This is a genomic window from Nostoc sp. (assembly GCF_036917635.1).
Taxonomy (GTDB): Bacteria; Cyanobacteriota; Cyanobacteriia; order Cyanobacteriales; family Nostocaceae; genus Nostoc.
The window spans coordinates 54,044-80,702 of the sequence record NZ_JBALCW010000082.1; the positions used below are offsets into that span (position 1 = coordinate 54,044).

The 26,659-nt window shown below is 41.6% G+C and carries 26 protein-coding genes; 20 read left to right on the top strand and 6 right to left on the bottom strand.

Features of this window, described 5'->3' with window-relative positions; all coding sequences use genetic code 11:
• Nucleotides 1-65: 65 nt before the first annotated feature.
• Nucleotides 66-1,058 carry a metal ABC transporter solute-binding protein, Zn/Mn family gene (locus tag V7K32_RS19305; protein WP_334995419.1) on the bottom strand — a complete coding sequence of 331 codons (993 nt, stop codon included), beginning with the start codon at nucleotides 1,056-1,058 and terminating at the stop codon, nucleotides 66-68.
• A 942-nt stretch (nucleotides 1,059-2,000) separates the two neighbouring features.
• Here V7K32_RS19305 and V7K32_RS19310 point away from each other — a divergent pair.
• From V7K32_RS19310 to V7K32_RS19320, 3 genes are all read left to right on the top strand, one after another.
• A complete protein-coding gene (locus tag V7K32_RS19310) occupies nucleotides 2,001-2,336 on the top strand; it encodes a hypothetical protein (protein ID WP_334995420.1) in 336 nt (111 codons plus the stop codon).
• Nucleotides 2,337-2,570: 234 nt separating this feature from the next.
• The gene (locus tag V7K32_RS19315; protein WP_334995421.1) at nucleotides 2,571-2,921 is read left to right on the top strand and encodes a YtxH domain-containing protein; all 351 of its coding nucleotides are present in this window, start codon (nucleotides 2,571-2,573) and stop codon (nucleotides 2,919-2,921) included.
• Between the two features lie 11 nt (nucleotides 2,922-2,932).
• The gene (locus V7K32_RS19320) at nucleotides 2,933-3,472 is read left to right on the top strand and encodes a DUF948 domain-containing protein (RefSeq protein ID WP_334995422.1); all 540 of its coding nucleotides are present in this window, start codon (nucleotides 2,933-2,935) and stop codon (nucleotides 3,470-3,472) included.
• A 351-nt stretch (nucleotides 3,473-3,823) separates the two neighbouring features.
• On the opposite strand, the gene V7K32_RS19325 is transcribed toward V7K32_RS19320, so the two are convergent.
• On the bottom strand, nucleotides 3,824-4,066 hold the full coding sequence (locus V7K32_RS19325) for a type II toxin-antitoxin system VapC family toxin (RefSeq protein ID WP_334995423.1): 243 nt from the start codon (nucleotides 4,064-4,066) through the stop codon (nucleotides 3,824-3,826).
• The gene (locus V7K32_RS19330; RefSeq protein WP_334995424.1) at nucleotides 4,066-4,386 is read right to left on the bottom strand and encodes a DUF2281 domain-containing protein; all 321 of its coding nucleotides are present in this window, start codon (nucleotides 4,384-4,386) and stop codon (nucleotides 4,066-4,068) included. Before V7K32_RS19330 ends, V7K32_RS19325 begins: the two co-directional genes overlap by 1 nt.
• Nucleotides 4,387-4,731: 345 nt before the next feature.
• On the opposite strand from V7K32_RS19330, the gene V7K32_RS19335 reads away from it, so the two are divergent.
• From V7K32_RS19335 to V7K32_RS19345, 3 genes are all read left to right on the top strand, one after another.
• Nucleotides 4,732-5,541: a TPM domain-containing protein gene (locus tag V7K32_RS19335; protein WP_334995425.1), complete on the top strand. Its 810-nt coding sequence runs from the start codon at nucleotides 4,732-4,734 to the stop codon at nucleotides 5,539-5,541.
• A 133-nt stretch (nucleotides 5,542-5,674) separates the two neighbouring features.
• Nucleotides 5,675-6,304: a precorrin-8X methylmutase gene (locus V7K32_RS19340; protein ID WP_334995426.1), complete on the top strand. Its 630-nt coding sequence runs from the start codon at nucleotides 5,675-5,677 to the stop codon at nucleotides 6,302-6,304.
• Between the two features lie 99 nt (nucleotides 6,305-6,403).
• On the top strand, nucleotides 6,404-7,828 hold the full coding sequence (locus V7K32_RS19345; protein WP_334995427.1) for a right-handed parallel beta-helix repeat-containing protein: 1,425 nt from the start codon (nucleotides 6,404-6,406) through the stop codon (nucleotides 7,826-7,828).
• Nucleotides 7,829-7,849: 21 nt separating this feature from the next.
• Here V7K32_RS19345 and V7K32_RS19350 read toward each other — a convergent pair whose 3' ends face one another.
• On the bottom strand, nucleotides 7,850-8,536 hold the full coding sequence (locus tag V7K32_RS19350; protein WP_334995428.1) for a phosphate ABC transporter permease: 687 nt from the start codon (nucleotides 8,534-8,536) through the stop codon (nucleotides 7,850-7,852).
• 18 nt (nucleotides 8,537-8,554) lie between these two features.
• On the bottom strand, nucleotides 8,555-9,391 hold the full coding sequence (gene dapB, locus V7K32_RS19355) for a 4-hydroxy-tetrahydrodipicolinate reductase (protein ID WP_334995429.1): 837 nt from the start codon (nucleotides 9,389-9,391) through the stop codon (nucleotides 8,555-8,557).
• Between the two features lie 1,014 nt (nucleotides 9,392-10,405).
• On the opposite strand from dapB, the gene psbP reads away from it, so the two are divergent.
• The 6 genes from psbP (at nucleotide 10,406) to V7K32_RS19385 (ending at nucleotide 16,996) form a co-directional block, all read left to right on the top strand.
• Nucleotides 10,406-10,951 carry a photosystem II reaction center PsbP gene (gene psbP, locus V7K32_RS19360; RefSeq protein ID WP_334995430.1) on the top strand — a complete coding sequence of 182 codons (546 nt, stop codon included), beginning with the start codon at nucleotides 10,406-10,408 and terminating at the stop codon, nucleotides 10,949-10,951.
• 155 nt (nucleotides 10,952-11,106) lie between these two features.
• Complete coding sequence (locus tag V7K32_RS19365) at nucleotides 11,107-11,700, top strand: Maf family protein (protein ID WP_334995431.1); 594 nt, start codon at nucleotides 11,107-11,109, stop codon at nucleotides 11,698-11,700.
• Nucleotides 11,701-11,903: 203 nt separating this feature from the next.
• Complete coding sequence (locus V7K32_RS19370; RefSeq protein WP_334995432.1) at nucleotides 11,904-12,641, top strand: phycocyanobilin:ferredoxin oxidoreductase; 738 nt, start codon at nucleotides 11,904-11,906, stop codon at nucleotides 12,639-12,641.
• Nucleotides 12,642-13,508: 867 nt separating this feature from the next.
• Nucleotides 13,509-14,933, top strand: a complete 1,425-nt coding sequence (locus tag V7K32_RS19375) for an HlyD family efflux transporter periplasmic adaptor subunit (RefSeq protein ID WP_334995433.1) — start codon at nucleotides 13,509-13,511, stop codon at nucleotides 14,931-14,933.
• 58 nt (nucleotides 14,934-14,991) lie between these two features.
• Complete coding sequence (gene devC / locus V7K32_RS19380) at nucleotides 14,992-16,146, top strand: ABC transporter permease DevC (protein ID WP_334995434.1); 1,155 nt, start codon at nucleotides 14,992-14,994, stop codon at nucleotides 16,144-16,146.
• Nucleotides 16,147-16,285: 139 nt separating this feature from the next.
• Nucleotides 16,286-16,996 (top strand): DevA family ABC transporter ATP-binding protein, encoded by a 711-nt coding sequence (locus V7K32_RS19385; RefSeq protein ID WP_334995435.1) that lies wholly within the window; start codon nucleotides 16,286-16,288, stop codon nucleotides 16,994-16,996.
• 186 nt (nucleotides 16,997-17,182) lie between these two features.
• Here the strand turns inward: V7K32_RS19385 and V7K32_RS19390 are convergent, their stop codons facing one another.
• Nucleotides 17,183-18,001, bottom strand: coding sequence for a hypothetical protein (locus tag V7K32_RS19390; protein ID WP_334995436.1), 819 nt, complete (start codon nucleotides 17,999-18,001; stop codon nucleotides 17,183-17,185).
• 104 nt (nucleotides 18,002-18,105) lie between these two features.
• Here V7K32_RS19390 and V7K32_RS19395 point away from each other — a divergent pair, with 104 nt between their 5' ends.
• From V7K32_RS19395 to V7K32_RS28840, 8 genes are all read left to right on the top strand, one after another.
• Nucleotides 18,106-18,903: an HAD family hydrolase gene (locus V7K32_RS19395; RefSeq protein WP_334995437.1), complete on the top strand. Its 798-nt coding sequence runs from the start codon at nucleotides 18,106-18,108 to the stop codon at nucleotides 18,901-18,903.
• 50 nt (nucleotides 18,904-18,953) lie between these two features.
• Nucleotides 18,954-19,721: a Uma2 family endonuclease gene (locus tag V7K32_RS19400; RefSeq protein WP_334995438.1), complete on the top strand. Its 768-nt coding sequence runs from the start codon at nucleotides 18,954-18,956 to the stop codon at nucleotides 19,719-19,721.
• 120 nt (nucleotides 19,722-19,841) lie between these two features.
• Entirely contained in the window at nucleotides 19,842-20,636 is a 795-nt protein-coding gene (gene rpsB / locus V7K32_RS19405; RefSeq protein ID WP_334995439.1) for a 30S ribosomal protein S2, read from the top strand.
• 220 nt (nucleotides 20,637-20,856) lie between these two features.
• Nucleotides 20,857-21,801 carry a translation elongation factor Ts gene (gene tsf / locus V7K32_RS19410; RefSeq protein ID WP_334995440.1) on the top strand — a complete coding sequence of 315 codons (945 nt, stop codon included), beginning with the start codon at nucleotides 20,857-20,859 and terminating at the stop codon, nucleotides 21,799-21,801.
• 234 nt (nucleotides 21,802-22,035) lie between these two features.
• Nucleotides 22,036-22,854 (top strand): hypothetical protein, encoded by an 819-nt coding sequence (locus V7K32_RS19415; RefSeq protein ID WP_334995441.1) that lies wholly within the window; start codon nucleotides 22,036-22,038, stop codon nucleotides 22,852-22,854.
• 126 nt (nucleotides 22,855-22,980) lie between these two features.
• Entirely contained in the window at nucleotides 22,981-25,458 is a 2,478-nt protein-coding gene (gene recG, locus V7K32_RS19420; RefSeq protein WP_334995442.1) for an ATP-dependent DNA helicase RecG, read from the top strand.
• A gap of 624 nt (nucleotides 25,459-26,082) precedes the next feature.
• Entirely contained in the window at nucleotides 26,083-26,430 is a 348-nt protein-coding gene (locus V7K32_RS19425) for a beta/gamma crystallin-related protein (RefSeq protein ID WP_334995443.1), read from the top strand.
• Between the two features lie 138 nt (nucleotides 26,431-26,568).
• Nucleotides 26,569-26,659 (top strand): cysteine peptidase family C39 domain-containing protein (locus V7K32_RS28840; RefSeq protein ID WP_442938759.1); only part of this gene is annotated, 91 nt, incomplete at its 3' end.

Here is a 26,659-nt window from a genome sequence, read left to right on the forward strand (position 1 = left end):
GATAAACCGAATTTTATATAATTTCCAAAAACTCGGTTTATCAGATTAATCAATTGAGGTTAAAACTACTGAGCAGTTTTCGCTTCAAAGATTAAATACGTCCCTCCTAACCCTTCTACAATTGTGCGTGTATTGGCAATCATCATTTTCTGATAAGTGTCAGCCTCGGTTCCGGGTTCACCAAGTCCCTCAGCATACAACTTCCTATTAGAAATTTTTACTCCAGCTTGTCTAGCTACAGATTGAAGCAAATTAGGGTTAATTGCCGCCTCAGTAAAAATTGTTGGTACTTTAGCCTGTTTAATATTTGTAACCAAAATTTTCACTTTTGCATCTGTCAGGTTTTCGCCAGTACTAATACCTTGTAATCCCCCTGTTAATGGAATACCGTATGCTTTGGCGTAATAACTCAGTGCATCAGAAGTTGTAACTAATTTCCGTTCTTTGGGAGGTATAGTGGTAATTCTTGACTTAATCCAGCTATCTAGTTGAGTGAGTTCATTTGTGATTCTTTTGGTATTGCTGGTATAAGCGTCCGCTTCGCTAGATTCTAATTTTCTCAAGTTACTATTAATTACCTCCACCATCCTGATAGTATTCTTGGTATTGTGCCAAAGATGAGGATTAGTTAGATTATTGTCGCTTTTCTGAAACTTTTGTGGCTTAGACATTGCAAGTTGACCAACGGCTATTTTTGGTGCAGTGTTTTTAGTCACTTTAATTAATTTGATCAAATTTGGTTCTAAATTATAGCCACTATAGAGAATAAGATTAGCTTGCTCAATGGCTCTACGATCTTCCAGCTTTGGTTTATAAAATTGGGGGTTAGCACTAGGGTCAATTAAGCAGGTGAGGTTAACTGTATTTCCGGCAACTTGTCTGGTTAAGTCACATAATACACTTGTAGTTGCAACGACTCTGGGAAGATTCTCATTTACCTGAGTGGTTGTCTGAGTGAATGCAGTTCTTGCAGTTTGATTTCCACACCCAACAAATCCAATCGTCAAAGCAACAAGAATAGCTCGGAAGGAATTAGTTGATGGTAATTTTTTTGACATCCTAAACTCCTACTGGATGTGTAGAAATAATCATTATCAGTAACAGATTAGTGAAATACCAAATGGAAGCCTTCGACAAGCAAGACGTTAAAGGCAATACGCTTTCCTCCCTAGCCCTCTTTGTTAAGGAAAGAAAAAGAATTAGAGCAAGCCTTTTTAAAGGAAGAAGAATTAATAGATTCTTTCCTTTTCCCATCGCACGTCCAGCAATTTTTCCTTAGTAAACCCGAAGTGAGGTTTTTGCAGGCAAAATGTTAGTTAAGGTCAGGCGACAGACTGGAAAACTGGTAGTGTAAAAGCACAATAATAAAGGTGAGTGATGCTGGGGAGCCTGCGGTAAAGAGGGGAGCATCCCGTCAGGTGCAAAAACCTTGATAGCCCTCATCCCCTAACCCCTTCTCCCAAACATGGGATTCGGGGAACTAGAATTATGTCTCCCCTCTCCCAAACATGGGAGAGGGGCTGGGGGTGAGGGAAAAGATTTAAGCCAAGATTGGGATGCTCCGGTAAAGAGTGTAGTGTAGTTCTCTCACCGTCTGTTGAAGGGGCTATACCATTGTGCTTACATTCCACAAAGGTCGCAAATGATCTAGGATTATCAGGTTAAGGAGAGGAACATAGTAATGCTGGGGCTTATTGAGCATACGGGTTGATTTCGCCTTCCCGAGTCGTGAATCTAAGGCAATTGTAGCTGTGGTTTTGCGAACTGTGGGCATCTGGGGGTTACAAAATTGGCGAATTGGTGATTTTTTAGCGTTAGACTAAATTTTACCTAGTAAAGCCTTTCAATAACGCTCAGAGCATCATCTAACTGCTCTTTATTGAATAATATCGGCTGTACTTTGTGCCAGAATTTTTATTTTTTAATTTCTTAATCATTAAATAAGAACCAAGTCAAGTATATAGAAAATCCCTCAAAGCTGATATTGGTGAATATAAACAATGGTTATTTTAGTTATCCTCGTTAACACCCTCATTTCACTGATACTACTCTATGTGGCTTGGCGAGTGTGGCAACTCAAGCAGCAGTTAGCATACATAGCAGATAGGTTAACCGCCTATGAAAGTTGTACCCATGCAGCACTGAATAAAGCACCCGAAAATATTTATCTCAGCCAGGAGAGTATTTATAGCTTACGGCAGAAAAATCAAGTACTACAAATGCAAATCCAACAAGTGCGGCAAATTATCAGTCTACTTTTGCTAGGACAGCAAATCTGGCAGCGTTATTTTCGTAGGCTACATTTAACACCAGCGAAAAGAACTGTTGGAAAATGAGTTATGTCAACACATGAACATTTATAATCAGGGGTGACACACTGACGCAGTGACACGATGAGACAAAGACGCGGGGAGTTTTGATTATAAGTAATTAATGATTTTGATATTTAATGAATAAAAGCAACTTTTTTGGCTGATATTTTGTCACGATAGATTAACTGAATAAAATCGGTGGAGTCTTACAAGTAGAGAAAACCCACTTAAAATGGGTGTAAGGAGAGAAAGAACAAGATGTCTAATAACCGTTCTGGAGTATTTTTTGGCGGTTTGATGCTTGGAGCTACCATCGGTGCTTTAACCGGTTTGCTGGTGGCTCCCCGCACAGGGCGCGAAACGCGTAAAATTTTGAAAAAATCTGCCAATGCTATCCCAGAATTGGCAGAGGATTTATCAACAAGTGTGCAAATCCAGGCAGATCGTCTATCTGCGATCGCACTACGAAACTGGGATGATACTTTAGATAGATTACAGGAAGCGATCGCAGCAGGTGTAGATGCCAGTCAGAAAGAAAGCCAAGTCATAAAGCGGCAAACATCTGTTGAAGACTCAAATTCGCTTCTCCAGCAACTAGAACGTTCATAAATGACATTACCGTGATTGACCCCCTGTTTTGGTTGGGACTTTCTTTACTCTTAGTCGCCACAAGTTTGACTGCGGTTTTAGTGGCGGCAATACCTGCTTTGCAGGAGTTAGCACGCGCTGCTCGTAGTGCAGAAAAGCTATTTGATACACTCTCGCGCGAATTACCACCCACTCTAGAAGCTATCCGTGTGACTGGTTTGGAAATCACTGACTTAAGTGGTGATGTTAGTGAAGGTGTAAAAAGTGCTAATCAAGTCGTGAAACAAGTCGATCAAAGCCTTGATAGTGCAAGAATTCAGGCTCAAAATCTGCAAGTAGGTACACGCAGCATATTGGTTGGCGCAAAAGCTGCTTGGAGAAACTTCACGCGCCAAAAACCCACAAGGCGAACACGCGATCGCCTCCCAAGTAACGAACAACCACCACCAACGTTGCGAGAACGAGAAATGCCCAGGCAAGAAAATCGCCGCATAAAAACAGAAATATACCGCGCTAATGACGGTTACAACGATGCCCCTAGCTGGGAAAGCAATTTCGATGACGAAGATTGATCAAAAAAATGGCATGGGGCATTGCTTGTCTTCCTTATGCGGTGTCAAAACGTGCTATTTTTCCAGCTTAAAAAAAGTGATCTTTGTTTATGGATAAACTTTGGCATTGTATCGATCAATTTGGGAAAACGGGTGAAGCATATTTTAATGAAGCTGTCTTTTTAGGAGAAATGTGCTTGTTCCCAAATTTCTGTCATGAACCAAGTACATACAAAGTTGTTCATAAATTTGTAAATAGCATCAATAGCCAAGATAAATATTGGGACAGTTCAATAGGTGATTTAAAAGTATTTGCAAAACCTAGCGGATATCGCAGTTTTGATAAAGGCTACATTCGCACCCATGATGTTGTCAATTTGTGTAACTTCGGCAAATATTTATATCCAGAGGTTGGACACGAATATCTTCTAAAAATTCTGTCAAGCTAGCCAGATTATTTTCCTTACGTTGGGATTTTTCCATCATGAATGTCAGTTCACCCTGGACAATTACGCAACTGGCAATGTTATTTTCTCCAACTTCATTCACGCGACGGATAACATTTGGTTCGCCTAAAATAATGGCACTACAATGATTTGTATCCAGTAAATACATTATTCAGATAGGTTTTCTTCATCAAATTTAGCTTGACCACGGGTAGCATATACTGCTTGAAGGCATTCTTCAAAGTCGTCACCTTCCCAAGTGCCAGCGTGTCGAAGAATGGAACGCCCGGAAGCAGGACGATATGTAAGTTGCTCTTTCTCACGAGAAGTTTCTGTAGAATCGCTTAAATGGATAGGTTCAAGCTTACCTGCTTCCAACTCCTTTTTTGTATAGTTAACCTTAATAGAACGGATCACATTGAGTGCTTCTGTTAGCAATTCGGGCGGTAAAGTTTCTATTTCTTGGATTAATAATTCTTTGTTAGTCATCTCTCACCTCTAATCATTCCCCTTTTATTGTATGGGGAATTCCGCTATGGCTTAGTCAAGTTTGAGTTGTTAAAAACTTTGAAGATAATGATAGGAGACGAACGACGCTTACCTCCTACTCCTCTACTGAGCCATAATTATCATTTTTATTCAAGATATTTTGCGTCTTATAACTGATTTACAAAATTTACTTTATATGGTAAGTATTTCCCACTACCCAAAAACGCTTTGCTTTGATCCCTTAGATTAGAGTAAAGTAAACAAGTGTAAAGAACTATCATTTTTCTAGTACTCTTTTAAAACAACTTGTTCACTTCCACCGTTGATATTTGTATAAAAAGGTCTATGCAATCTTGTTTTTGGCGACGAATTCTCGTATCTATTGCAGTATTTTTCCTGGCTGGGTCAATTTGGGTGATGCATTCTCCCCCAGCACTGGCTTATGACAATCCTGAGTTACTTCCTAGCACCTTTACCCCAGTTGTAGACTTAGCAAAATCTCTTCCTGTGCTGCAAGAAGAAAAGCTTGTCAAAGATTTAGAGCAGTTTGAAGTTGATACGGGCTGGAAACTGCGAGTATTGACCCAATATGACCGTACCCCAGGTCGGGCAGTTATAAAATATTGGGGTTTGGATGACAAAAGCATTCTACTCGTTGCCGATTCTCGTGGCGGTAACATCCTCAGTTTTAGCGTCGGCGATGCTGTTTATGAACTTTTACCTCGGACGTTCTGGATAGAACTGCAAACCCGCTTCGGTAATTTGTACTTTGTCCGCGAACAAGGCGAAGACCAAGCCATTCTGCAAGCTTTAGAATCAGTTAAAGGCTGTTTGCTCAAAGGTGGTTGCAATGTTGTCCCCGGACTGCCACGAGAGCAATGGATTCTCACCTTGATTGCCTCAATTATTGGTGGGGTGATTTGTGGATTTGCAGGTCAACCCCGCGAGAAAGGACAATTTTTCGCTTGGCAATGGGCTTTAATTTTCTCACCTTTGTGGGGAATCTTGTTTCTTGCCTTTGGCATTGGGCCAGTAGTGACACGCACAAGCGACTGGTTACCTCTAGTTCGCAATATCTCTGGGTTTCTTATTGGCGTCTTAGTTGCCTACCTATCTCCTGTTTTCAGTCGGCCTTCTTCGAGTAATGAGTTATGAGTGAGGATAGACGCGATTAATCGCGTCTGTACAGGAGTGAGGAGTTTTTACTTAACTTATAACTCCTAACTCCTAACTACTCACTCTCTGAAGCTGATAAGCTGAAAGCTAATATTTGAGAAGCTCAACAAAAATGGAATGGCACCTAACTGATGCTCAAAGTTTAGCAATCATTGATAGTGAAATTGAAAATCATGTCTTTTCACCCGCAGAGTATGAGATTGTGCGTCGGGTAATATACTCTACGGCTGACTTTGAGTATAAGTCTTTGATTCGTTTCTCTGAGCGTGCCTTGCAAGCAGGAGCAGCAGCACTAGCCGCGCGTACCACAATTGTGGTAGATGTCCCAATGGTGCAAGTAGGTATTGCCTACGAGATTCAAAACACCTTTGCTAATCCCCTGTATTGCAGCATGGAAGCTCTGACACGTCCTCAAAAAGAAAAAACTCGGGCAGCATGGGGAATAGAAACCTTAGCAAGGCGTTATCCAGAAGGCATTTTTGTGGTGGGACAAGCTCAAACAGCACTAACAGCACTGGTGGATTTAATTGAAGCCGAGGAAATTAGACCTGCTTTGATAATTGCGACTCCAGTGGGATTTGTCGATGTTGATGAAGCGAAGAGGCGCTTACAAGACTCGCTAGTGCCTCACATTACAATTGATAGTCGCAAAGGTAATGCAGTTGTAGCAGCTGCGATCGTTGATGGATTGGTAGACTTAGCTTGGCAAGCCTATGGACAAGATGGAAATCGCGGCAGTTAGGAACTTGGCTCTATCTGACTCTTTAGGGCAAATACTATTTTAAAATACTCAAGATCCCCATATTTTTGTTAATTAGTGCCGAGTAAGGAGCCTTTTCTTGTGGGAACTCAACGCTTCCGTTTAATCGCATTTCTTACAATTCCCCTGATATTAATTCTTTTGGCAGAGGGAGGAAACATAAAAGTATTTTTAACTCAAAAGGTTCGTCAGGTATCCACTGATGGTCAGGAAAAGCTTGTATCCAGTAGCAAGCTAATCAGCACTAACAGGACTCTGAAAACATACTATGTTAGCGGTACTGGAAACGACAACAATACTGGAATTTCTTCCTCATCCCCCTTTAAGACCATTCAAAAGGCAGCAAACCTGACTAATCCTGGGGACACTGTACTTATTATGAATGGAGTCTACACGAATGCAAGCCCGAATGGGCAGGTAGTATCTATTACTCGTTCTGGAGAAGCAAATGCATGGATTAAGTTTAAAGCATATCCTGGCCACAGTCCGAAAATTCAGCACAATGGATGGAATGGAATTTTAATTCACAATGGAGCGTCATATATTGAGATAAACGGGCTTGAGGTGATAGGGAACAATGCCAATGTAACTCTTGATTACGCTATGAGTGAGAAAACTAACAAATCAAACCCTCTGACAAATGGAAACTGCATCAGCCTCGATGGGCGAAAAAATGGTCATATTCACCATATACGTATTGTCAACAACAAGGTACATGGGTGTGGAGGAACAGGCATTTCAGCGATTCAATCGGACTATGTGACAGTAGATAATAACGTGGTGTTCGATAATGCTTGGTACAGCGTTTATGGTTGCAGTGGAATTTCAATGTTGAGCAATTGGAATTTTGACAACAACCAAGGATACAAAATGTTCGTGACCAACAACAAGACCTATAACAATCGTATGTACATTCCTTGGATTGAAGTCGGAAAGATCACAGACGGTAATGGCATTATTATTGATACTTCAAGAAATGATCGTAATGACGACTCAGAATTGGGTGCATATAAAGGACGTACTTTAATTCAAAACAATCTTACATTTAATAATGGTGGTTCAGGTATTCATACATTCTTAAGCGATCATATTGATATTGTAAATAACACTGCTGTTTTAAATAATCAGAGTCCAGAACTTAACGAGGGACAAATATTTGCTAATAAATCATCTGACGTGAAAATTTTAAGAAACATTTTTTATGCTTTTCCTGGGAAGATTACTAACAGTAATTATAAAAATGAAAGCGTTGTTTATGACTATAATATCTACCTCAATAATTCTAAAGTAAGTGTTAAGGGGGCTGACGATATTGTTGCAGACTCAGAGTTTTTAAGAAATTATCCTACTCTAGAAAAAATATCTGGCGATTGGAAATCGCGGCTAGATAAACAAAATCCGCCAACGCGGGTTTATGCAGAACCTAAGTCGGCAGGTTTTGTTTGTGGGTCAGTGACCTATCCTTTGAAGGGGAAACTCATCAAAGTAGGATGTTCCCGTTCGTAAATCTTTTGATTGCGGACTAGTTTAGTCTTCTGTGCTACGGCGTCGCCGACGCGGCTTTTGTTGTTGGTCTTCACGCAAGCGGCGACCAACTTCGTTAAAGAAATCTCGCCGTAAATAAGGATAATCGCTAACCCACAGGTCACGGCTAGGAAAGTATATATCGCTGAATTGTTCAATACTGCTCAAATCTGCGCGATTTGACATCACTACCATTTCGGCAATTTGACCGCGAGTAATAATTTTGTGGGCAGGACGTAATGGTGCTACAAACTCAATGCTAAATCCTGTTTCATCACCCACCTCTAAGTTAATCTGTTTTTCTCGATTTTCTACAATTACCAATTCGCCTTTGCTGTTGACTGTTTCAGTTTTACCCATCAACTGGTCTGTAATCCACCAATCTAGCACTCGACCACGGAAAAAGCCGCCATACTTATAACGGCGGCATTCCAAATTCCGCATACTTGCTTGAAACACTGGATACCACAGCCAAAAAAAAGCGCTAACTACCCCTAGCACAAATACTATTGAAGCAAATTCAAGCTTGAAAACGAATGTTACAAGCAAAATAGCAACTACGGCAACTACAGAAATTAATAGCCGTTGCAAAAAATTTGAGAACTTACCCCAGTAGTACTTATACTGCAAACCAGTGGCAATTAGGGGGACAACTTGTTCAAATTTCTGGCGAGTCAGTGGTACTAACATTAGGCTGAGTCTTAAAGTTTAAAGTATTTTTTCTAATCCATATACTAACGACTTTAACGCTAAGACTTTGCGAATCGCTAGTAGCACTCCTGGCATATAACAAGCGCGATCGCTCGTATCATGTCGTAAAGTATAAATCTGTCCGGCTGCGCCAAAAATAACTTCTTGATGAGCAATCAACCCTGGCAAGCGCACGCTATGAATTCTAATCCCTTCATCTGCTATACTACCTCTGGCTCCTGGTAATTTTTCCGTTTCTTCTACAAGAGCAGGGTTAAAAGTTTTACCCAATTCTCCTAGTAACTGCGCCGTTTGAATCGCAGTACCACTGGGAGCATCAGCTTTTTGGTTATGATGGAGTTCGATAATTTCTACATGGTCAAAATATTTTGAGGCTGCGATCGCAGCTTGTTGCAATAGCACCATACCAATGGAAAAATTAGGAATAATTAGACAACCAGTGCTAGCTTTATCGGCAAAGTCTGCCAAGTCTTGAATTTGTTGTGGACTTAACCCAGTGGTGCCAACTACTGGACGAATACCGTAGGCGATCGCACTACGAATATTGTCATAAACTGAATCGGGATGGGTAAAGTCTACAATCACTCCTGGAGGTGAGTGTCTGTCGCCAGCCACATACCCCAACATCGGTTCTAATTGATTGGTAATCGGCACTTCCAGGGGTTCGCTTAAACCGGCTAATTCTCCAGCATCTTTATCTTGATGTTCTAAACTGTGGTCAATTGCACCCACTAGGTTTAAGTCTGGCGCTTGCGCCACCGCCTTAATCACCTCACGGCCCATTTTACCAGCAGCACCGTTGACAATAACCGGGATAGGAGCTTGATTCGTCATAGGTCGAGAAATACTTTTTCAGGTAACAAAGGAATTGTAAAGACTTTGGTGATCTAGTAGCTAGTTTCTCAAATCTTTGGCTTAATTCCAACTACCCTGATTTATGCAGCTAATCGCTCAATCTTTCTGCTCTCTACAGCAGTTCCGTTCTCATTTTCATCTCACTATCTTAGCCAGTAACTGTTTTATTTTCCCTACTTCACTCACCACACCTTTAAAAATAATTCCATACTGTCCCTGATAAGTAGTTCTTATAAATTATATAAGTCTTTTTTTGTCAAGTCTAGTTGACTATTTGTAATATTTCTATTAAATTTAGTTATATAACTTAGCAAAGACTAAACTTAACTCTCTAGCTGGTATTTGCTAAGAAAAAAGATTTCGGCATCGGTATATTCATCGACATTTGGACTTCTCCCATCTACCTCGGCTATCAAGTCGGGGTTTTTTGTGTTTTCAATTAGCCTTTAATTTCTTTAACTTTTCTTTAGTCATCTTTGAGATGACTTTCGCTATTAACCGTAGGTTTCTAACCTATGGGGGGTGATGGTTTCGGCGCGAGATTGGAAATTAGGTATTTGAATAATTGTGGAATATTGGCTTGACAACAAGTCCGCCTCAGAATTCATTCTGAGGCTCATAAGTAGGTAGGCAAGATAAAACCAAACTATGTAACGAAAAGTAAAATCTTTGTATTTGGCTAGTAGTTGCGCCCTCTTGCGCTAAAGCGCAACTACTAGCCAGTGATGATTATTTGCGCCCACTTACTTATCTGCCTTTGTTGATAATCCTTGGAATTAATTCCGAGGCGGGTAGGCGATGTTTAGGACAATCTCCGCTTACGCATTTCACACCACTTGCGATACACCAGGGAGTCAGGGAGTATCTGCCGACATTTGAGTATTTATCTCTCCCGATATAATGCCTCATGCGAAGCGTGCCGGTTGGTGGGAGAATAATAACGAGAAATGATGCAAGCCTGGTGTTGTCTCCAGCCCAAAGGAATCTGTAAAAATGTGGAAACGAATTATATTAATTTTGCTATTGGTGTTGAGCTTCAGCCTGAGTAATTCTGATGTAGCGGCAGCATCTGGACTCAAAAGCTTTGTAGACACTAGTGATGGCTATCAGTTTTTATATCCTAACGGCTGGCTGCAAGTTAAAGTCGCCAACGGGCCAGATGTAGTTTTCCACGATTTGATTGAGGTGTCGGAAAATGTTTCGGTTGTGATTAGCCCAGTTCCAGAAGGCAAAACTTTGTCAGAATTGGGAACCCCAACAGAAGTAGGATATAAGTTGGGAAAAGCGGCTCTGGCACCTCCTGACTCTGGTCGTTCAGCTGAATTAGTCAATGCTGTACAGCGAGAAGTAGACGGTAAAATATACTACCTTTTAGAGTATGAGGTTAAACTCGCCAATCAACAGCAACGACACAACATCGCCAGCGTTGCTGTTAGCCGTGGTAAACTTTTTACGCTCAACGCCTCAATTCCTGAAAAACGCTGGCAGAAAGTTAAACGAATGATTGATGAGGTTGTAAATTCTTTTTCTGTTTATTAATTGGGGACTGGGGAGTGGGGATGAGGGAGCAGGGGGAGCAGGGGGAGCAGGGGAAGCAGGGGAGGTAAGGGAAGAAAAATTATTGATTAATGACCAATGCCTAATGTACAGTGACCCATGCCCAATACCCAATTACAAAGTTTGTCATAAATATCATGAAAATTCCACCTTTTGTACTTGCCTCAGCTTCCCCAGCCCGACGCCGCTTGCTGCAAACTGTTGGTATTGAACCGATAGTTAAACCAAGTGATTTTGATGAGTCGCAAATTGAATTAAGTGAACCAGCAGAATTGGTCAAAACTCTTGCTCAATACAAGGCGGAAACTGTAGCCCCACAGTTTGAATCGGCTTTGATTATGGGTTGTGATTCGGTTTTGTCGATGAATGGTGAAATTTACGGCAAACCACCAAATACCTCTGAAGCGATCGCCCGTTGGCAGATAATGCAAGATAACTTTGGTGACTTGTACACAGGTCACGCCTTAATTGATATAGCTCAAAATCGTAGTATAGTCAAGTCTCAAGTTACAAGAGTTTACTTTGGTCAAATGAGCGATCGCGCAATTCTTGCATACATTGCCACAGGTGAACCCCTTAAGTGTGCTGGAGCCTTTGCAATTGAAGGTTTTGGTAGTTTCTTCGTCGAAAAAATTGAAGGCTGTCACACTAATGTAATTGGACTCAGTTTACCGCTACTACGGCACATGCTAGGAGAACTAGGATACGATGTCATTGATTTCTGGCAATAGCTTAGATTAGTCATTAGTCATTAGGGAACTCCAATAAATAAATTATTCAATCTTGTGGGGTGGGCATCTTGCCCGCCCAATTCACAGGACGGGCAAGATGCCCATCCCACAAGAAATATTGTGATATTTTATTACTTGGAAGTCCCTTAGTGAATGCCCAATGCCCAATGCCCCATGCCCCATGCCCATCAAGTATTTAGAATATGTCATTTACTTCTATACCCTCGCTACGTGAACAACAACATCCCCTAATTCGTCAGCTAGCTGATTGCATTGAGGCAGTTTGGCATCAGCATTTGGATCTATCACCCTACCATTTGCCTGATGAGTTGGGGTATGTGGAAGGTAGACTAGAAGGCGAAAAACTGACGATTGAAAACCGTTGCTATCAAACGCCCCAGTTCCGAAAAATGCACTTAGAACTAGCAAAAATCGGAAATATGCTAGATATTTTGCACTGCGTCATGTTTCCCCGTCCAGAATACAACCTGCCGATGTTTGGTTGCGATTTAGTTGGGGGTAGAGGACAAATTAGTGCAGCGATCGCAGACCTTTCTCCTATCCAATCAGAGCGCACTTTACCAGAATCTTATACTTTTGCACTGACACAGTTAACAGTGCTTAACTTTTCCCAACCCCGTGAATTACCTGAATGGGGAGATATTTTTTCGGATTTTTGTATCTTTGTGCGTCCCAGTTCCCCAGAAGAAGAAACAATGTTTCTCTCGCGGGTGCGAGAATTTTTAGATATTCATTGCACCCAAGCGATCGCCTCACATCCTGTTTCACCTGAACAAGTTACACAAAATCTCGCCGGACAACACAACTACTGCACCAAACAGCAGCAAAACGATAAAACCCGCCGCGTACTAGAAAAAGCCTTTGGCCTAGCTTGGGCAGAAAATTACATGACCAAAGTTTTATTCGACCTCCCAACTTAATCATCCCCTCATCTCCCCCATCTGTAGGCTCTGTTACGTTTTCGCGTAATGGATAAATGTAGAATTCATTCAACGAGAGTTTAATGGAGTCCCAAAACAGCAACAGGGAGAATAGTAAGGTCTTTGAAGCGAATATCACAAAATGGTTTGCTGTCTTGGTAGGTGCAAGCAACTAGCCCTACTAAGTCATTGACCAGAAAGTTAAGGAAACTCTAATGTTAGAAATGCTCAAGTTGACAGATATTTTTTAGTTAATTAATCCTTGATTCACTTAAGGAAGACTAACTTTTTTACCAAGATTGTACCCAGCAAAGGCAACAGTCTATTTTTGACGTTTCTTTTCGATTTTGTGACTAACTATAGCCCTAGTTAATCTAGCAGTAAAGTACCGCATCATACCAATTTGGGATTTTGTGTAGAGAGATGAGATATCGCGTCTCTACATCTAGATTCATACTGCTTGTAAATTCTGCTAACTTCCATTGCACTCATGTCTCAATAATACTCAGAGTTATTGAATAGCCCCCTACTATAGCGTTTCTCAGTATCAATACAGACCTAACAGGAACAGCCCCAACCCTTGTAGCGTTGGGGAGTAAGTAAGCTTCAAAGCCTCTCTCCTTAAAGCAAGAGAAAAATGGAAGTAAGGTCAAAATGTGTTGCATACAAACAAGCGACGCCGAATAGCCCGTCATAGACATCGCTATAAGAAAACACTATTTTGTCAAACCATAGTGTTAAGCGTTCATCACACAATGGATTTTAAGCTTTAAACCACTGTTGTTTGTCCTAAGCGGCTGGCTGTTGATTAAAAACCTTTTTATTTTTACTTCCATCAGCACAATTCAGGTAAATGGGCAACATACTATGTCAAGGGTGACTGAAAAGCCAAAGCCAACTGAGCAGGCATTTAATCAAGAACAACCTAAGATTTGGTGGGGTATCGCTGTAGCTGTGCCAATAGTAATCGCGGCTGGGATACTAGGTACAGCTAAAATCGAGCAGCTCAAGAAACTAACTACATCTGTTCCTGTAATGCCATCTACCAATAGCATTAGTGCTGTAGGGCGTTTGGAACCGCGAGGCGAAGTTGTTAAATTGTCTGCCCCATCATCAGGATTAGCACCATCGTCACGAATTCAGCAACTTTTGGTGAGAGAGGGTGAACAGGTAAAGCAAGGCCAAATTGTCGCAATTTTAGACAACCGCGATACCCAAATCGCCGGACTACAAGAGGCAAAAGCCAAAGTCCAAGAAGCCCGTGCGAATTTAGCGCAAGTCAAAGCCGGATCTCCAAGAGATATTCAAGCTCAAAGAGCGGTTATTGCTCGCCTACAAGCGCAGTTAATTGGGGAAAGCAATGCTCAAAAAGCGACGATCGCACGGATTGCAGCCCAGTTAAGTGGTGATAAACTTGTCCAACAAGCAACTGTGAATCGCTTAGAAGCTGAACTCAGTGGGCAAAGAGATACTCTTAGAGCAACGCTTACACGTACTCAAGCCGAACAGCGCAATGCTCAAGTCGATGCCGGACGTTATGATTATTTATACAAAGAAGGTGCTATTTCTCAGCAAGAGCGCGATAGAAGACGCTTGAGTGCAGTAACTTCTAATCAACAGGTGGCCGAAAGCCAAGCTACCTTAAAGCAAACATTGGCAACTCTACGACAGCAACTTGCCGAAGCCAGAGCTACCCAAATACAAAATTTAGCAACTTTGCAACAGCAGCTAATCGAAGCCAAAGTTAACCGTGATAAAACTGTAGCAACTTTGCAAAGACAAATCGATGAAGAAAAGGCCAAACTGAGCAGAATTTTAGATGTTAGTCCTACCGATGTGCAAGTAGCGCAAGCCCAAGTTAGTAATGCGATCGCAAATATCAGAAAAGCCGAAGCACAACTAAGGTTAAGCTACGTTCAAGCACCAATCGCTGGAGAGATTTTAAAGATTTATACCAAATCAGGCGAAGCGATCGGTGCAAATGGCATTGCTGAAATTGGACAAACTAGCCAAATGTTTGTGATTGCTGAAGTCCCTGAAGACAGTATTGGTAAAGTGCGTATTGGTCAAAATGCCACTATCAGCAGCGATAATGAAGCATTTAGCGGCGAATTAAAGGGAACTGTTACTGAAATTGGCAGAAAAATTGGCAAAAAAGATGTATTGAATACAGATCCAGCAGCAGATGTCGATGCCAGAGTTGTAGAAGTGAAAATTGCTCTACCTCCAGCAGATAGCCAGAAAGTTTCTGGTTTAACTTACGCCAAAGTTGTTGTCGAAATTAATAATTAATTACGAATTACGAACTACGAACTACGAATTATTTGAACTCTGCTTGGATGCCTATAAAATGACTCAAAAAATACCTCTGTCGTGGCTACAACTGACAAGAGAAAAAACTCGCCTAGCTGTAGCTTTAGCAGGAATTGCTTTCGCTGATATCTTAATGTTTATGCAACTCGGCTTCCGAGATGCTTTGTATTATAGTAACGTTCGATTCCATAACAGCTTGCAAGGCGATATTGTTTTAATTAACAGTCAATCTAGCGCTATCCTGGCGATGAGGGGTTTTTCTCAACGGCGGTTATATAAAGCTTTAGAGTTACCCGCAGTCCAATCAGTACATCCAATATATTTGGACTTTACAATCTGGAAAAATCCTGTAACAGGCCGTCCTCGCAGTATCTTGATATTTGGCATGAACCCAGAAAGTAATCTAGTTAATTTACCTGGAGTTCCAGAAAATTTAAATAAACTTAAATTACCTGATGTAGTTTTATTTGATCGTTCTTCTCGGCTAGAATATGGGCCAATTGTTACTAATTATGAACAAGGAAAGACTGTAACAGCAGAAGTGCGAAGGCGGCGAATTAAAGTAGAAGGACTATTTACATTAGGTGCATCATTTGGTGCAGATGGAAATTTAATTACAAGTGATATTAACTTTCTGCGAATATTCAGCAATCGTCAACCAGGATTAATTGATATCGGACTGATTAGATTAAAACCGGGGGCTGATGCTAACATTGTTGCCCAAGAACTACGAAAGTATTTACCTAAAGAGGTCAATGTTTTAACTAAGCAAGAATTTATTGATTTTGAGCGGAATTATTGGGCAAATAGTACAGCTATTGGGTTTATTTTCACATTAGGGACTGTCATGGGTTTCATTGTGGGGACTGTGATTGTTTATCAAATTCTTTATACAGAAGTTGCAGATCATTTAGCTGAATACGCTACTCTCAAGGCAATAGGTTACACACAAAAATATTTATTAACAGTCATTCTTCAAGAGGCTTTGCTGTTAGCCATTTTAGGATATTTTCCTGGGATAGTTTTTGCTTTTTTTATGTATGACAGCGCTAAAAAGGCAACACTTTTACCAGTTTTTATGAGTTTTGACCGAGCGGTAATGGTGTTAATTTTGACTATACTAATGTGCATTATTTCTGGAGCGATCGCAGTCCGAAAATTAAGTTCTGCCGATCCAGCAGATATATTTTAATTAATTTAATCTTAATTAAAATATATTTTCTAAAAAACCTAGTTTACAATTAACAATAAATAAAAATTTATTCTGATTAGGTACTACAGTTAAAATTAAAATAAAACTCAAAAATGCTAAAGTTATAAGTAATAAAAACATGATCAAAAAACAACCTGTAATTGCCATTAAAAATCTCAACCACTACTATGGCAAAGGCGCACTGAGAAAACAGATATTATTTGACATCAACCTAGAAATTTATCCAGGTGAAATTGTAATTATGACCGGGCCATCAGGTTCAGGTAAAACCACATTACTGAGCTTAATTGGGGGTTTGCGGTCTGTACAAGAGGGAAGTTTAAAATTTTTAGGTGAAGAACTCGTTGGCGTCAGTCAAAACAAACTGGTGCAGATGCGACGCAACATTGGTTATATTTTCCAAGCTCACAATTTGCTAGGGTTTTTGACAGCAAAACAAAATGTGCAAATGGCGGTAGAATTGAATGATAATATTTCTCAAGCAGAAGCAGTGGCTAAATCAAAAGCCATGCTGGGGTCTGTTGGTCTAGAAAAACGAGTTGATTACTATCCAGACAATCTTTCTGGTGGACAGAAACAAAGAATTGCGATCGCCCGCGCCTTAGTTAATCATCCCCCACTGGTGCTAGCAGACGAACCAACAGCAGCATTAGACAAACAATCAGGACGCGATGTCGTGGAAATAATGCAAAGTTTAGCCAAAAATCAAGGAACTACTATCTTATTAGTGACACACGACAACCGCATTTTAGACATAGCCGATCGCATCGTAGAAATGGAAGATGGTCTTTTAACCCGTAATTCCCCCAATGCAGCTATTGGGTCATGATTTTAGTCATTAGTCATTTATCCTTTGTGAATGACCGAATTTTAGATTTTAAATTTTGGATAATAGAATTGAAGATTCAAAATCCAAACTTTAAAAAGGGTTACAAGCCCCCGAATTTAAACGCGCAAACAAATCTAAAATCCAAAATCTAAAATTGTTTGACCAATGACTAATAACAACCATAATTTATTGTCTAGCCGAGCCTGATTTTTTCATTCCAGGTGGGTTTGGCGGAATTGGGGTATTTGGTTGGCGACTAGTACGAAAAGTCACATTAACGCCTTCATTTGATTGCTCCAGCACCAGTAGAGGCGTAGGTTTAGCTTTTTGATCCCAATGCATAGTAGCAATCCGACCTTGAATTGTTGGTTGCCAACTATCTTCGTTTTCTGTGGGGCTTAGGTAAGTTTCTATACAGTCAATAATTTGACTAATAGTTGCAGAAGTCGCTTGCGTCGGTAACTTCATTAACCGGATTTGAATCCGAAAAAGTACTCTTTTAGCACAGTTCGGCGGAGTACCAGTTTCATACTCTACATCAAAAATTTCATCTACTTGCCGTGCAGCGTTATTAGCAATTCCGACTGAGCCAAGTTGTGCTTGATTTGGACGCAGGGCTTGAGTAACTTTTTCTTTGATCTGAATCTTCACTTGATTAAGGATTGCAAAATGAAACACTTCTTCTGCCATTCGCATTCGCAGATAATCCAGGTTAAAGTCCCGTGAGTTGACCAAATCGGGATTGGTTTCCATTTTGCGAATCGTTTCCAGCGCCAGCTTAAATTTTTTATCTAATTCTCGCGCACGGAATTGTTCAAACTTAAGTTTTTTCTCCAGCTTATTCATCTGGAGCTTACTATACACTATCATTGCAATCACCGCTAAAGCCAGTCCTCCAGAAGTTGCCAGCAATAATACTGGTATTTGAGGATTACTTGCTGGCACTTCCTGGGATGCGTTTTTAGGCTTTCCTGGGGTTTGGGCAAGAAATATCGAAGTGGACATGATTGGAAACTGAAAAACTTGACTCCTGATGTTTAGGATGCCCAAATCTTCAATCCCATCTTGCTGTATGATTAATATTTTTTACAGCCTTTTACAAATTACGTATGTCCAGACACCAGAGCATCCCTGCCCTGCCTGAGTTTTCATCTACAAGCTTTCTTCATATTCGTCTGATAGCCACAGATATGGATGGCACCCTGACTAGACGAGGAAAATTTACTCCCGCACTACTGCAAGCTTTAGAAGATTTAGCCGCAGCTAACATTAAGGTGCTAATTGTCACAGGACGTTCTGCTGGGTGGGTGAGTGGATTAAGTGCGATTATGCCAGTCGCAGGTGCGATCGCCGAAAATGGCGGTTTGTACTTTCCACCTGCGAACCACAAACCAGTAATTTTAACACCCATTCTTGATTTAGCTCAACATCGCCAGCACTTGGCTACAACTTTTGAAAATTTACAAACCAAATTTCCCCAAATTCAAGAATCTGCTGATAATCGCTTTCGCATCACTGACTGGACTTTTGATGTAGCTGGTTTGGATCAAGATCAACTACAAACCCTAGACAATCTCTGTCAACAAATGGGTTGGGGATTTACCTATAGCAACGTGCAGTGTCACATTAAACCTCAAGGGCAAGATAAAGCTGTAGGATTGTTGCAGGTATTGCGCGAATATTTACCCCAGTACTCACCAGAACAAATTATTACTGTTGGCGATAGCCCCAATGATGAAAGTTTATTTGATCGGCGTTATTTTCCTATTTCTGTAGGCGTGGCGAATGTTCTGGAATATGTGAATCAGTTGAAATATCACCCTGCTTACATTACCACTGCTGCCGAAGGGGAAGGATTTTGTGAGTTATCTAGTTATATTTTGAAAAGCTTGCACATTTCAACTTAGACAGAAGTAGAGTTATTCTACAATAATCTTGTAGCACTGATTTTACAACCATGACGGCTACTTTACCAGTTAGTGTCGAATCAGAAATTTTCTATCCCAGTGCTGATGGTCAACCAGTGGCAGAAACCTATGACCACCTTTATGCCTTGCTAACTACCTTGGAAGTCCTAAAACAGTATCTGGCAAATCGTCAGGCAACAGTATTGGGAAATCAATTTCTTTACTATGCACAAGGCTTTCCCAAGTTGCGGGTAGCCCCAGATGTGATGGTGATTTTTGATGTTGCACCTGGTGGTCGGGACAACTATAAAATCTGGGAAGAGGGTCAAGTACCTATAGTTATTTTTGAAATGACATCCTTTGCTACTAAGGGACAAGATGAAATCTTCAAAAAGACTCTCTATGAGCAGCTAGGTGTCAAGGAATACTGGCTATTTGACCCTAAAGGTGAGTGGGTGGAACAACAGTTACGTGGCTATCGCTTGCGGGGAGAAATCTACGAACCCATACAGGATGGACGCAGTGAACCGCTACAACTGCGCTTGGTGATTGAGGGAAGGTTAATTGGGTTTTACCCTGAGGATACAGGGGAAAAATTACTCATCCCTGATGAACTGGTACAGGTTTTACAGCAGGAAGTTTTAGCAAGACAACAAGCAGAAGTACTTGTAGAACAAGAACGCCAAAGAGCAGAACAAGAACGCCAAAGAGCAGAACAGGCAGAATTGCAGATAGAACAGTTAAAGGCAAGGTTGCGTTCGCCCTTGGCGTTGGCGCAGCCATCGCTCAATGTAGACCCTGATACTATTCAGCTATAACTCTTCCAAATATGCTAACCTAGTATGGTTAACTAATCTCGCACATCTGAGAATTCGGGTGTTTCCCAATTGGGAAATGCACTTGGATGGAGGTTTAACCCGAATCGGAGTTAAAAATATATGCCAGTAGTTTCATTGGCTCAAATGATGGAGTCAGGGGTTCACTTTGGGCATCAGACCCGGCGTTGGAACCCAAAAATGTCTCCTTACATTTATACTTCCCGCAATGGTGTGCATATCATCGACTTGGTGCAAACTGCCCAATTGATGGATAATGCCTATAACTACATGCGATCGCACGCAGAACAAGGGAAGAAATTTCTTTTCGTCGGCACCAAGCGCCAAGCAGCCGGAATTATTGCCCAAGAAGCCAGCCGTTGTGGTTCCCACTACATTAACCAACGCTGGTTGGGCGGAATGTTGACCAACTGGGCAACCATCAAAACACGGGTAGACCGTCTGAAAGATTTAGAACGCCGTGAAGAAACTGGCGCACTAGATTTATTACCGAAAAAAGAAGCATCAATGCTACGTCGGGAAATGACGAAGCTTCAGAAATACTTAGGCGGCATTAAAACAATGCGAAAAGTCCCCGATATCGTGGTAATTGTAGACCAACGGCGGGAATATAACGCAGTTCAAGAATGCCAAAAGCTGAATATTCCCATTGTGTCTATGTTGGATACAAACTGTGACCCAGATGTAGTAGATATCCCCATCCCAGCAAACGACGATGCTATCAGGTCAATTAAGCTGATAGTCGGAAAATTGGCGGATGCCATTTATGAAGGTCGTCACGGTCAGCTGGAGGCTGAAGAGGATTACGAAGATTACGACGGTGGTGAGTATGACGAAGACTACGAAGAAACCGAATATACTGACGCCGTAATTCCCGACGAGGAAACAGAAGAATAAGTAAAGCAGGGGTCAAGGAACTGCTCCGTTGGAGGGCGGTGGCTGGCACAGTAGCAGCAAGCCGCCCTACAAAAACGGCAAATCGGAGGCTAAGGTAGAGGCAAAAAAAAGTCATACCTTATAACTTGATTATTTTTTCTACCCCACCCCTGAGTAAGATAGAAATACTCAACACCCGTGAGCGATTACAACTCGAGGTCAAGTTAGGAATTGAGGCAACATGGCGGAAATATCTGCAAAACTCGTCCAAGAGCTACGCCAAAAAACTGGTGCCGGCATGATGGACTGCAAAAAGGCGCTGATAGAGACTGAAGGCAACGTAGAAGAAGCCGCAGACTGGCTACGGAAAAAGGGCATCTCTAAAGCGGGGGCAAAAAGCGATCGCATTGCGGCAGAAGGTCTAGTAGACACTTACATTCAGCCCGGTGGTCGAGTTGGTGTACTGATCGAAGTCAACTGCCAAACCGACTTTGTTGCTCGTAATGAGGCTTTTAAAGCTTTAGTTAAGAATCTAGCAAAGCAAGCAGCTACTGCTAATAGTGTTGAGTCTTTGTTGGCTCAACCCTATATTGATAATGAAAATGCGACTGTAGAAGAATTCATCAAGCAAACCATTGCCACCCTCGGTGAAAACATTCAAGTGCGTCGCTTTGTCAATTTTGCACTAGCAGAAGGCACGCAAGGTGTAGTAGACAGCTACATTCACACTGGCGGTCGAGTTGGTGTATTGGTAGAACTGGGTTCTCAAACTGAGTCAGCCGCTACCAATCAAGAGTTCCAAACCTTGGCACGGAACACTGCAATGCAAGTTGCGGCTTGTCCAAATGTCGAGTATGTGAGCGTAGACCAAATTCCCCCCGAAGTTGCCCAAAAGGAAAAAGATATTGAAATGGGCAAGGATGATTTGGCGAACAAGCCAGATAACATCAAAGAAAAAATTGTTCAGGGACGAATTGAAAAACGCCTGAAAGAATTGACTTTGATCGATCAGCCTTACATTCGCGATCAAAGTATTTCTGTGGAAGACCTCTTGAAGCAAGCAAAGGCTCAATTAGGCGAAGAGATTCATGTGAGCCGTTTTGTCCGCTACATACTGGGCGAAGGCATTGAAAAGCAAGAAATTAGCTTTGCTGATGAAGTCGCTGCACAAATGGGTACTAAGTAATATTAGTTAGGAGTTAGGAGTTAGGAGTTAATAGGAAGTTGCTTCATAATTCATAACTCATAATTCTTAACTGCTTAAAGAACAGGTCAAGCAAATAGCCTGACCTGTTTTTTTTTAGTAGAGACACGAAATATCGCATTTAATTTAAAATATAAAATCCTCTGGAAAGTTCTTATAAAATAAAATTGTACATTTGTACTATGTAATAGTTCACATGGGCAAGAACGAAAAGATATGGCAAGAGCAATCGAGCGAATTGAACGGGATATTGCAGGAATAAAAGAAGCGATTAGGGCGATCGCAGTAGAACTACAAAACGCTTATGCTAGTTATCTAAACACCCTGGGGCTAGCTGTACGAAAACAGTTGATTCTGGCGAGTTACCACCTTTGTACTCAGGGGTATCCTGAAAACTTTCTGCATTTGTCATTGAATCAGCGCCAGCAATTGCAACAAGCTATCCGTAAGTTAGGGCAAGTGGCGGCAGAGCAGTTGCTTGCTTGTATTAAAGTTGGGGGAGATGAGGGGGATGAGGGAGTAACATCCTCTTTATCTTCTGGGCTTCTGGATACCTCTAATTCTCAATCTTTGGGCGCCGACACCTCTAATCCTATAGAACTAGTAAAATGGCAACAGAATTTAGAAGAGGTCACGCAAGATATACTGAAAAAACTTTCGCATGATGCTAATATTTTAATCCAAAAATCTGGGGTATTACCTAAAAAACTACCAGAACCGATTTTAGCAGCTGCGGCTGCGGCGGCATCAGAAGCCTCTGGTGAGGTTATGCCAGGGCCACCCAACTTATTAAACTTAGTAATTGAAATTGAAAATGAGCAGCAGTCAGAAGATTCTGGACTGACGCAAGTTATGGCTATTAACCTGCGGCTAGGAGAAATTGAATTTGCTGATGTAACACTCTCATCTGAGCGCAGGCAAATCCGCAGTATTTTAGTTCAGGTAAACAAGCTAGGACGGGAGTATCAAAAGAAACATAGAGAAAGAGCGATCGCTGAAGCTGAAGCTGCATGGCGTGCTAGTTGGTTTGAATAAAGTTATGAGTTATGAATTATGAATTATGAGTTATGAGTAATTTATTCCTAACTCCTAACTTCTGACTCCTAACTCCTAACTTCTGACTCCTAACTCCTAACTTCTGACTCCTAACTCTGCTGACCAATGACTAATGAAAAACCAGATTGGATAAGATTGCACAAAGCCTTGGCAATAGAAGCTGAACGCGGCTTTACAGACTTGATGGGCAGAGAATACCGTTTCAGTGAATTTTTAAGCCTGACTTTGGGCAAATTTCCAACAGGCTTACCCCAAACTGAACGCCGCCGTTGGCAAGGACTAGCGGTGCAATTTGCTAGTTATCCACATCTAGCACTGGAAGAAAGACAACATTTAGTAGCAGAGACTCGTAGATATCTCTCCCAACTACAGCAGGAGGAACAGGGGAGTAGAGGAGCAGAGGAGCAGGGGAAAATTAATCACTTCAAAATCCCAAATCCCAAATCTCCAATTGTTGCTGAGGTGAGTCGGAGGCTTGCACCGAGCATTGAGCAAAAACTCAGCGATTTACCAGAAATAGGCTTCAAAAAAGCTGATAATTTGGCACGGCTTGGTTTACACACCGTCCGCGATATGCTTTTCTACTATCCTCGTGACCACATTGATTATGCGCGTCAGGTGAATATCCGCGAGTTACAGGCGGGTGAGACGGTGACAATAGTGGCTACAGTGAAGCGTTGCAACTTCTTTACTAGCCCTAAAAATCAGAAATTATCAATTTTAGAACTGGTCGTAAAAGATAACAGTGGTCAAATCAAAATTAGTCGTTTTTACGCAGGTACGCGCTTTAGTAGTCGCGCTTGGCAAGAAAGTTTAAAACGCCGTTATCCAGTAGGTAGTATTTTGGCGGCGTGTGGGTTGGTGAAAGAAAGTAAATACGGCTTGACACTGGATAACCCAGAACTAGAGGTTTTGGGAAATCCAGGAGATTCGATTGAGTCGCTGAATATTGGGCGGGTAGTGCCAATTTATGGACTGACTGAAGGCGTGGTGGCGAATACAGTGCGACAGGCGGTAATTACTGCTTTACCTGCTGCGGCTAGCCTGAAAGACCCCTTGCCAAGTGGTTTGCGACAAAAGTATGGTTTGATGGAATTGAAAGATGCGATCGCTAACATTCATTTTCCCAGCGATAGTGACGCTTTAAAAGTTGCCCGTCGTCGCCTAGTTTTTGATGAGTTTTTCTACCTACAACTTGGTTTACTACAACGTCAACAGCAAGCAAGGGCGATTCAAACCAGCGCCATCCTCGTTCCACGCGGTCAACTTGTAGAGAAATTCTACGAAATACTGCCTTTTCAACTCACTGGCGCACAGCAACGAGTCCTCAACGACATCCTCAACGATTTACAAAAACCTGCACCAATGAATCGTTTAGTCCAAGGTGATGTCGGTTCTGGTAAAACGGTCGTTGCCGTGCTAGCTATCCTCGCAGCAATTCAATCTGGCTACCAAGCGGCGCTGATGGCTCCTACAGAAGTTTTGGCAGAACAACATTATCGCAAGTTAGTTAGTTGGTTTAACCTATTGCATTTACCAGTGGAATTACTGACAGGCTCCACCAAAACTGCTAAACGAAGACAAATACATTCTCAGTTAGCAACTGGTGAATTACCTCTGTTAGTGGGAACCCATGCATTGATTCAAGACCCTGTAAACTTCCATCAACTTGGGTTAGTGGTGATTGATGAACAGCATCGCTTTGGGGTAGAACAACGGGCGCGTTTGCAGCAAAAAGGTGAGCAACCCCATGTGTTGACTATGACAGCTACTCCGATTCCCAGAACCTTAGCACTGACGATACACGGGGATTTAGATGTCAGCCAGATTGATGAGCTACCGCCAGGACGACAAAAGATTCAGACAACAGTATTATCAGGTCAGCAACGCAACCATGCTTACGACCTCATCCGGCGAGAAATTGCCCAAGGTAGACAAGTTTATGTGGTTTTGCCCTTGGTGGAAGAATCAGAAAAACTGGATTTGCGATCGGCTGTTGAGGAGCATCAAAAGTTACAAGAAAGCGTTTTTCCCGACTTTCAAGTGGGGCTACTGCACGGTCGCATGAGTTCAGCCGATAAGGACGAATCTATTACCAAATTTCGTGATAACCAAACGCAGATTCTAGTTTCGACTACTGTTGTTGAAGTTGGTGTAGACGTACCTAATGCTACAGTAATGCTCATTGAAAATGCAGAGCGATTTGGCTTATCGCAACTCCACCAACTGCGGGGGCGTGTTGGTCGTGGCGCGGCTCAGTCTTACTGTCTGTTGATGAGTAGTTCCAGAAGTCCTGATGCTCAACAACGCTTGAAGGTGTTGGAACAATCTCAGGATGGTTTTTTCATCTCCGAAATGGATATGCGTTTTCGTGGCCCTGGGCAAGTATTGGGAACTCGTCAATCAGGAGTGCCAGATTTTACTTTAGCGAGTTTGGTTGACGATGAAGAAGTTTTACTTTTAGCGCGGCAAGCAGCAGAGAAAATTATAGAGATGGATGCAACTTTAGAGCGTTGGTATTTGATGAAAGAAGAGTTGAAGTATCGATATGAGCGATTGATGGGTGGGGCGATTTTGACATAATAAACTTCTTTTTTGTTGAAGTTAATCAACTTATACAGTTAAATTATAAATTAAACTCTTGTATATACGCGATTTCAAGCGTCCGGTTGTTACAGTGTTAATCAGATGACAAATTAAAAGCATCTGAAAGGTTTTTGAGAACAGACTCTATAAGAATACAAATACAAAACAATAGATAAGCGATCTGCGGGTTAACAAAATTCGGAATTTATCCAGGAGAGACTGCAACCGTGAAAAGGCATGGCTTGCTAAATAAGTCTTACATTCTGTGACTACGATGCTTGTTTAGCTCAACGTTAATATTGTATTGCTGTTAGAGAGTGAAATTGTCTCAATTATCGGGAGCATCCCAAATGTGCAAAAACGTTGATAGCCCTAACCCCTTCTCCCAAAGATGGGAGAAGGGGAACTAGAATTATGTCTCCCCTCTCCCAAATATGGAAGAGGGGCTGGGGGTGAGGGAAAAGATTTAAGCAAAATTGGGATGCTCCACAATTATCAAGCAATAAATTTGAAATTTACTAAGAGGTTGTTTGAAAAGTCCTCTTGCCAGTATTAAAAGTTTTAGATCCCTCTAAATCCCTCTTAAAAAGGGGGACTTTGATTCCGTTGAATTTCAGCGCAGTGAAGGAACTTAACGATGAGGTGGCTACTACCTGTAGTGGTGGCATTACTTACCAGGGAAGCAACGACCCAGATATAATTTTATACAACGATCCAAATGGACAAGGGAGGAGTCTAAATATCAATGCATCGATAGGTGATGGCGATCCCAACATTGGGATAGATAACGAAGGCAGTATTAACAATTTCAACGATCAAGCCTCGTCTATTCTGATTATACGGGGTAGTTGGAATTTCTTTCAGGACTCAGGTTTTAGAGGACAGGCTACTGGTATTCTCGGTCCAGGAGTTTTATATAATCTTGGGGCTAATAACGACGCAATCACTTCCGCGTTCCGTGTAGGGTAGATTTGACTTAAGAGCAACCTTAAAAGTTATTTTTGTCTAGAGGGCAAAGCTACCTCAGAGTATAAATATCTGAGGTAGTTTAATATCCGTATTTATCTGTGTTGCCTGTACGGCATCAAAAACTTCAGTAATTGAACAATGAAATACAACAGCGTACTGCAACACAGTGAAGAAGATTGTGGCGCTGCAAGCCTAGCCACAGTTGCCAAACACTACGGACGCACCTTTA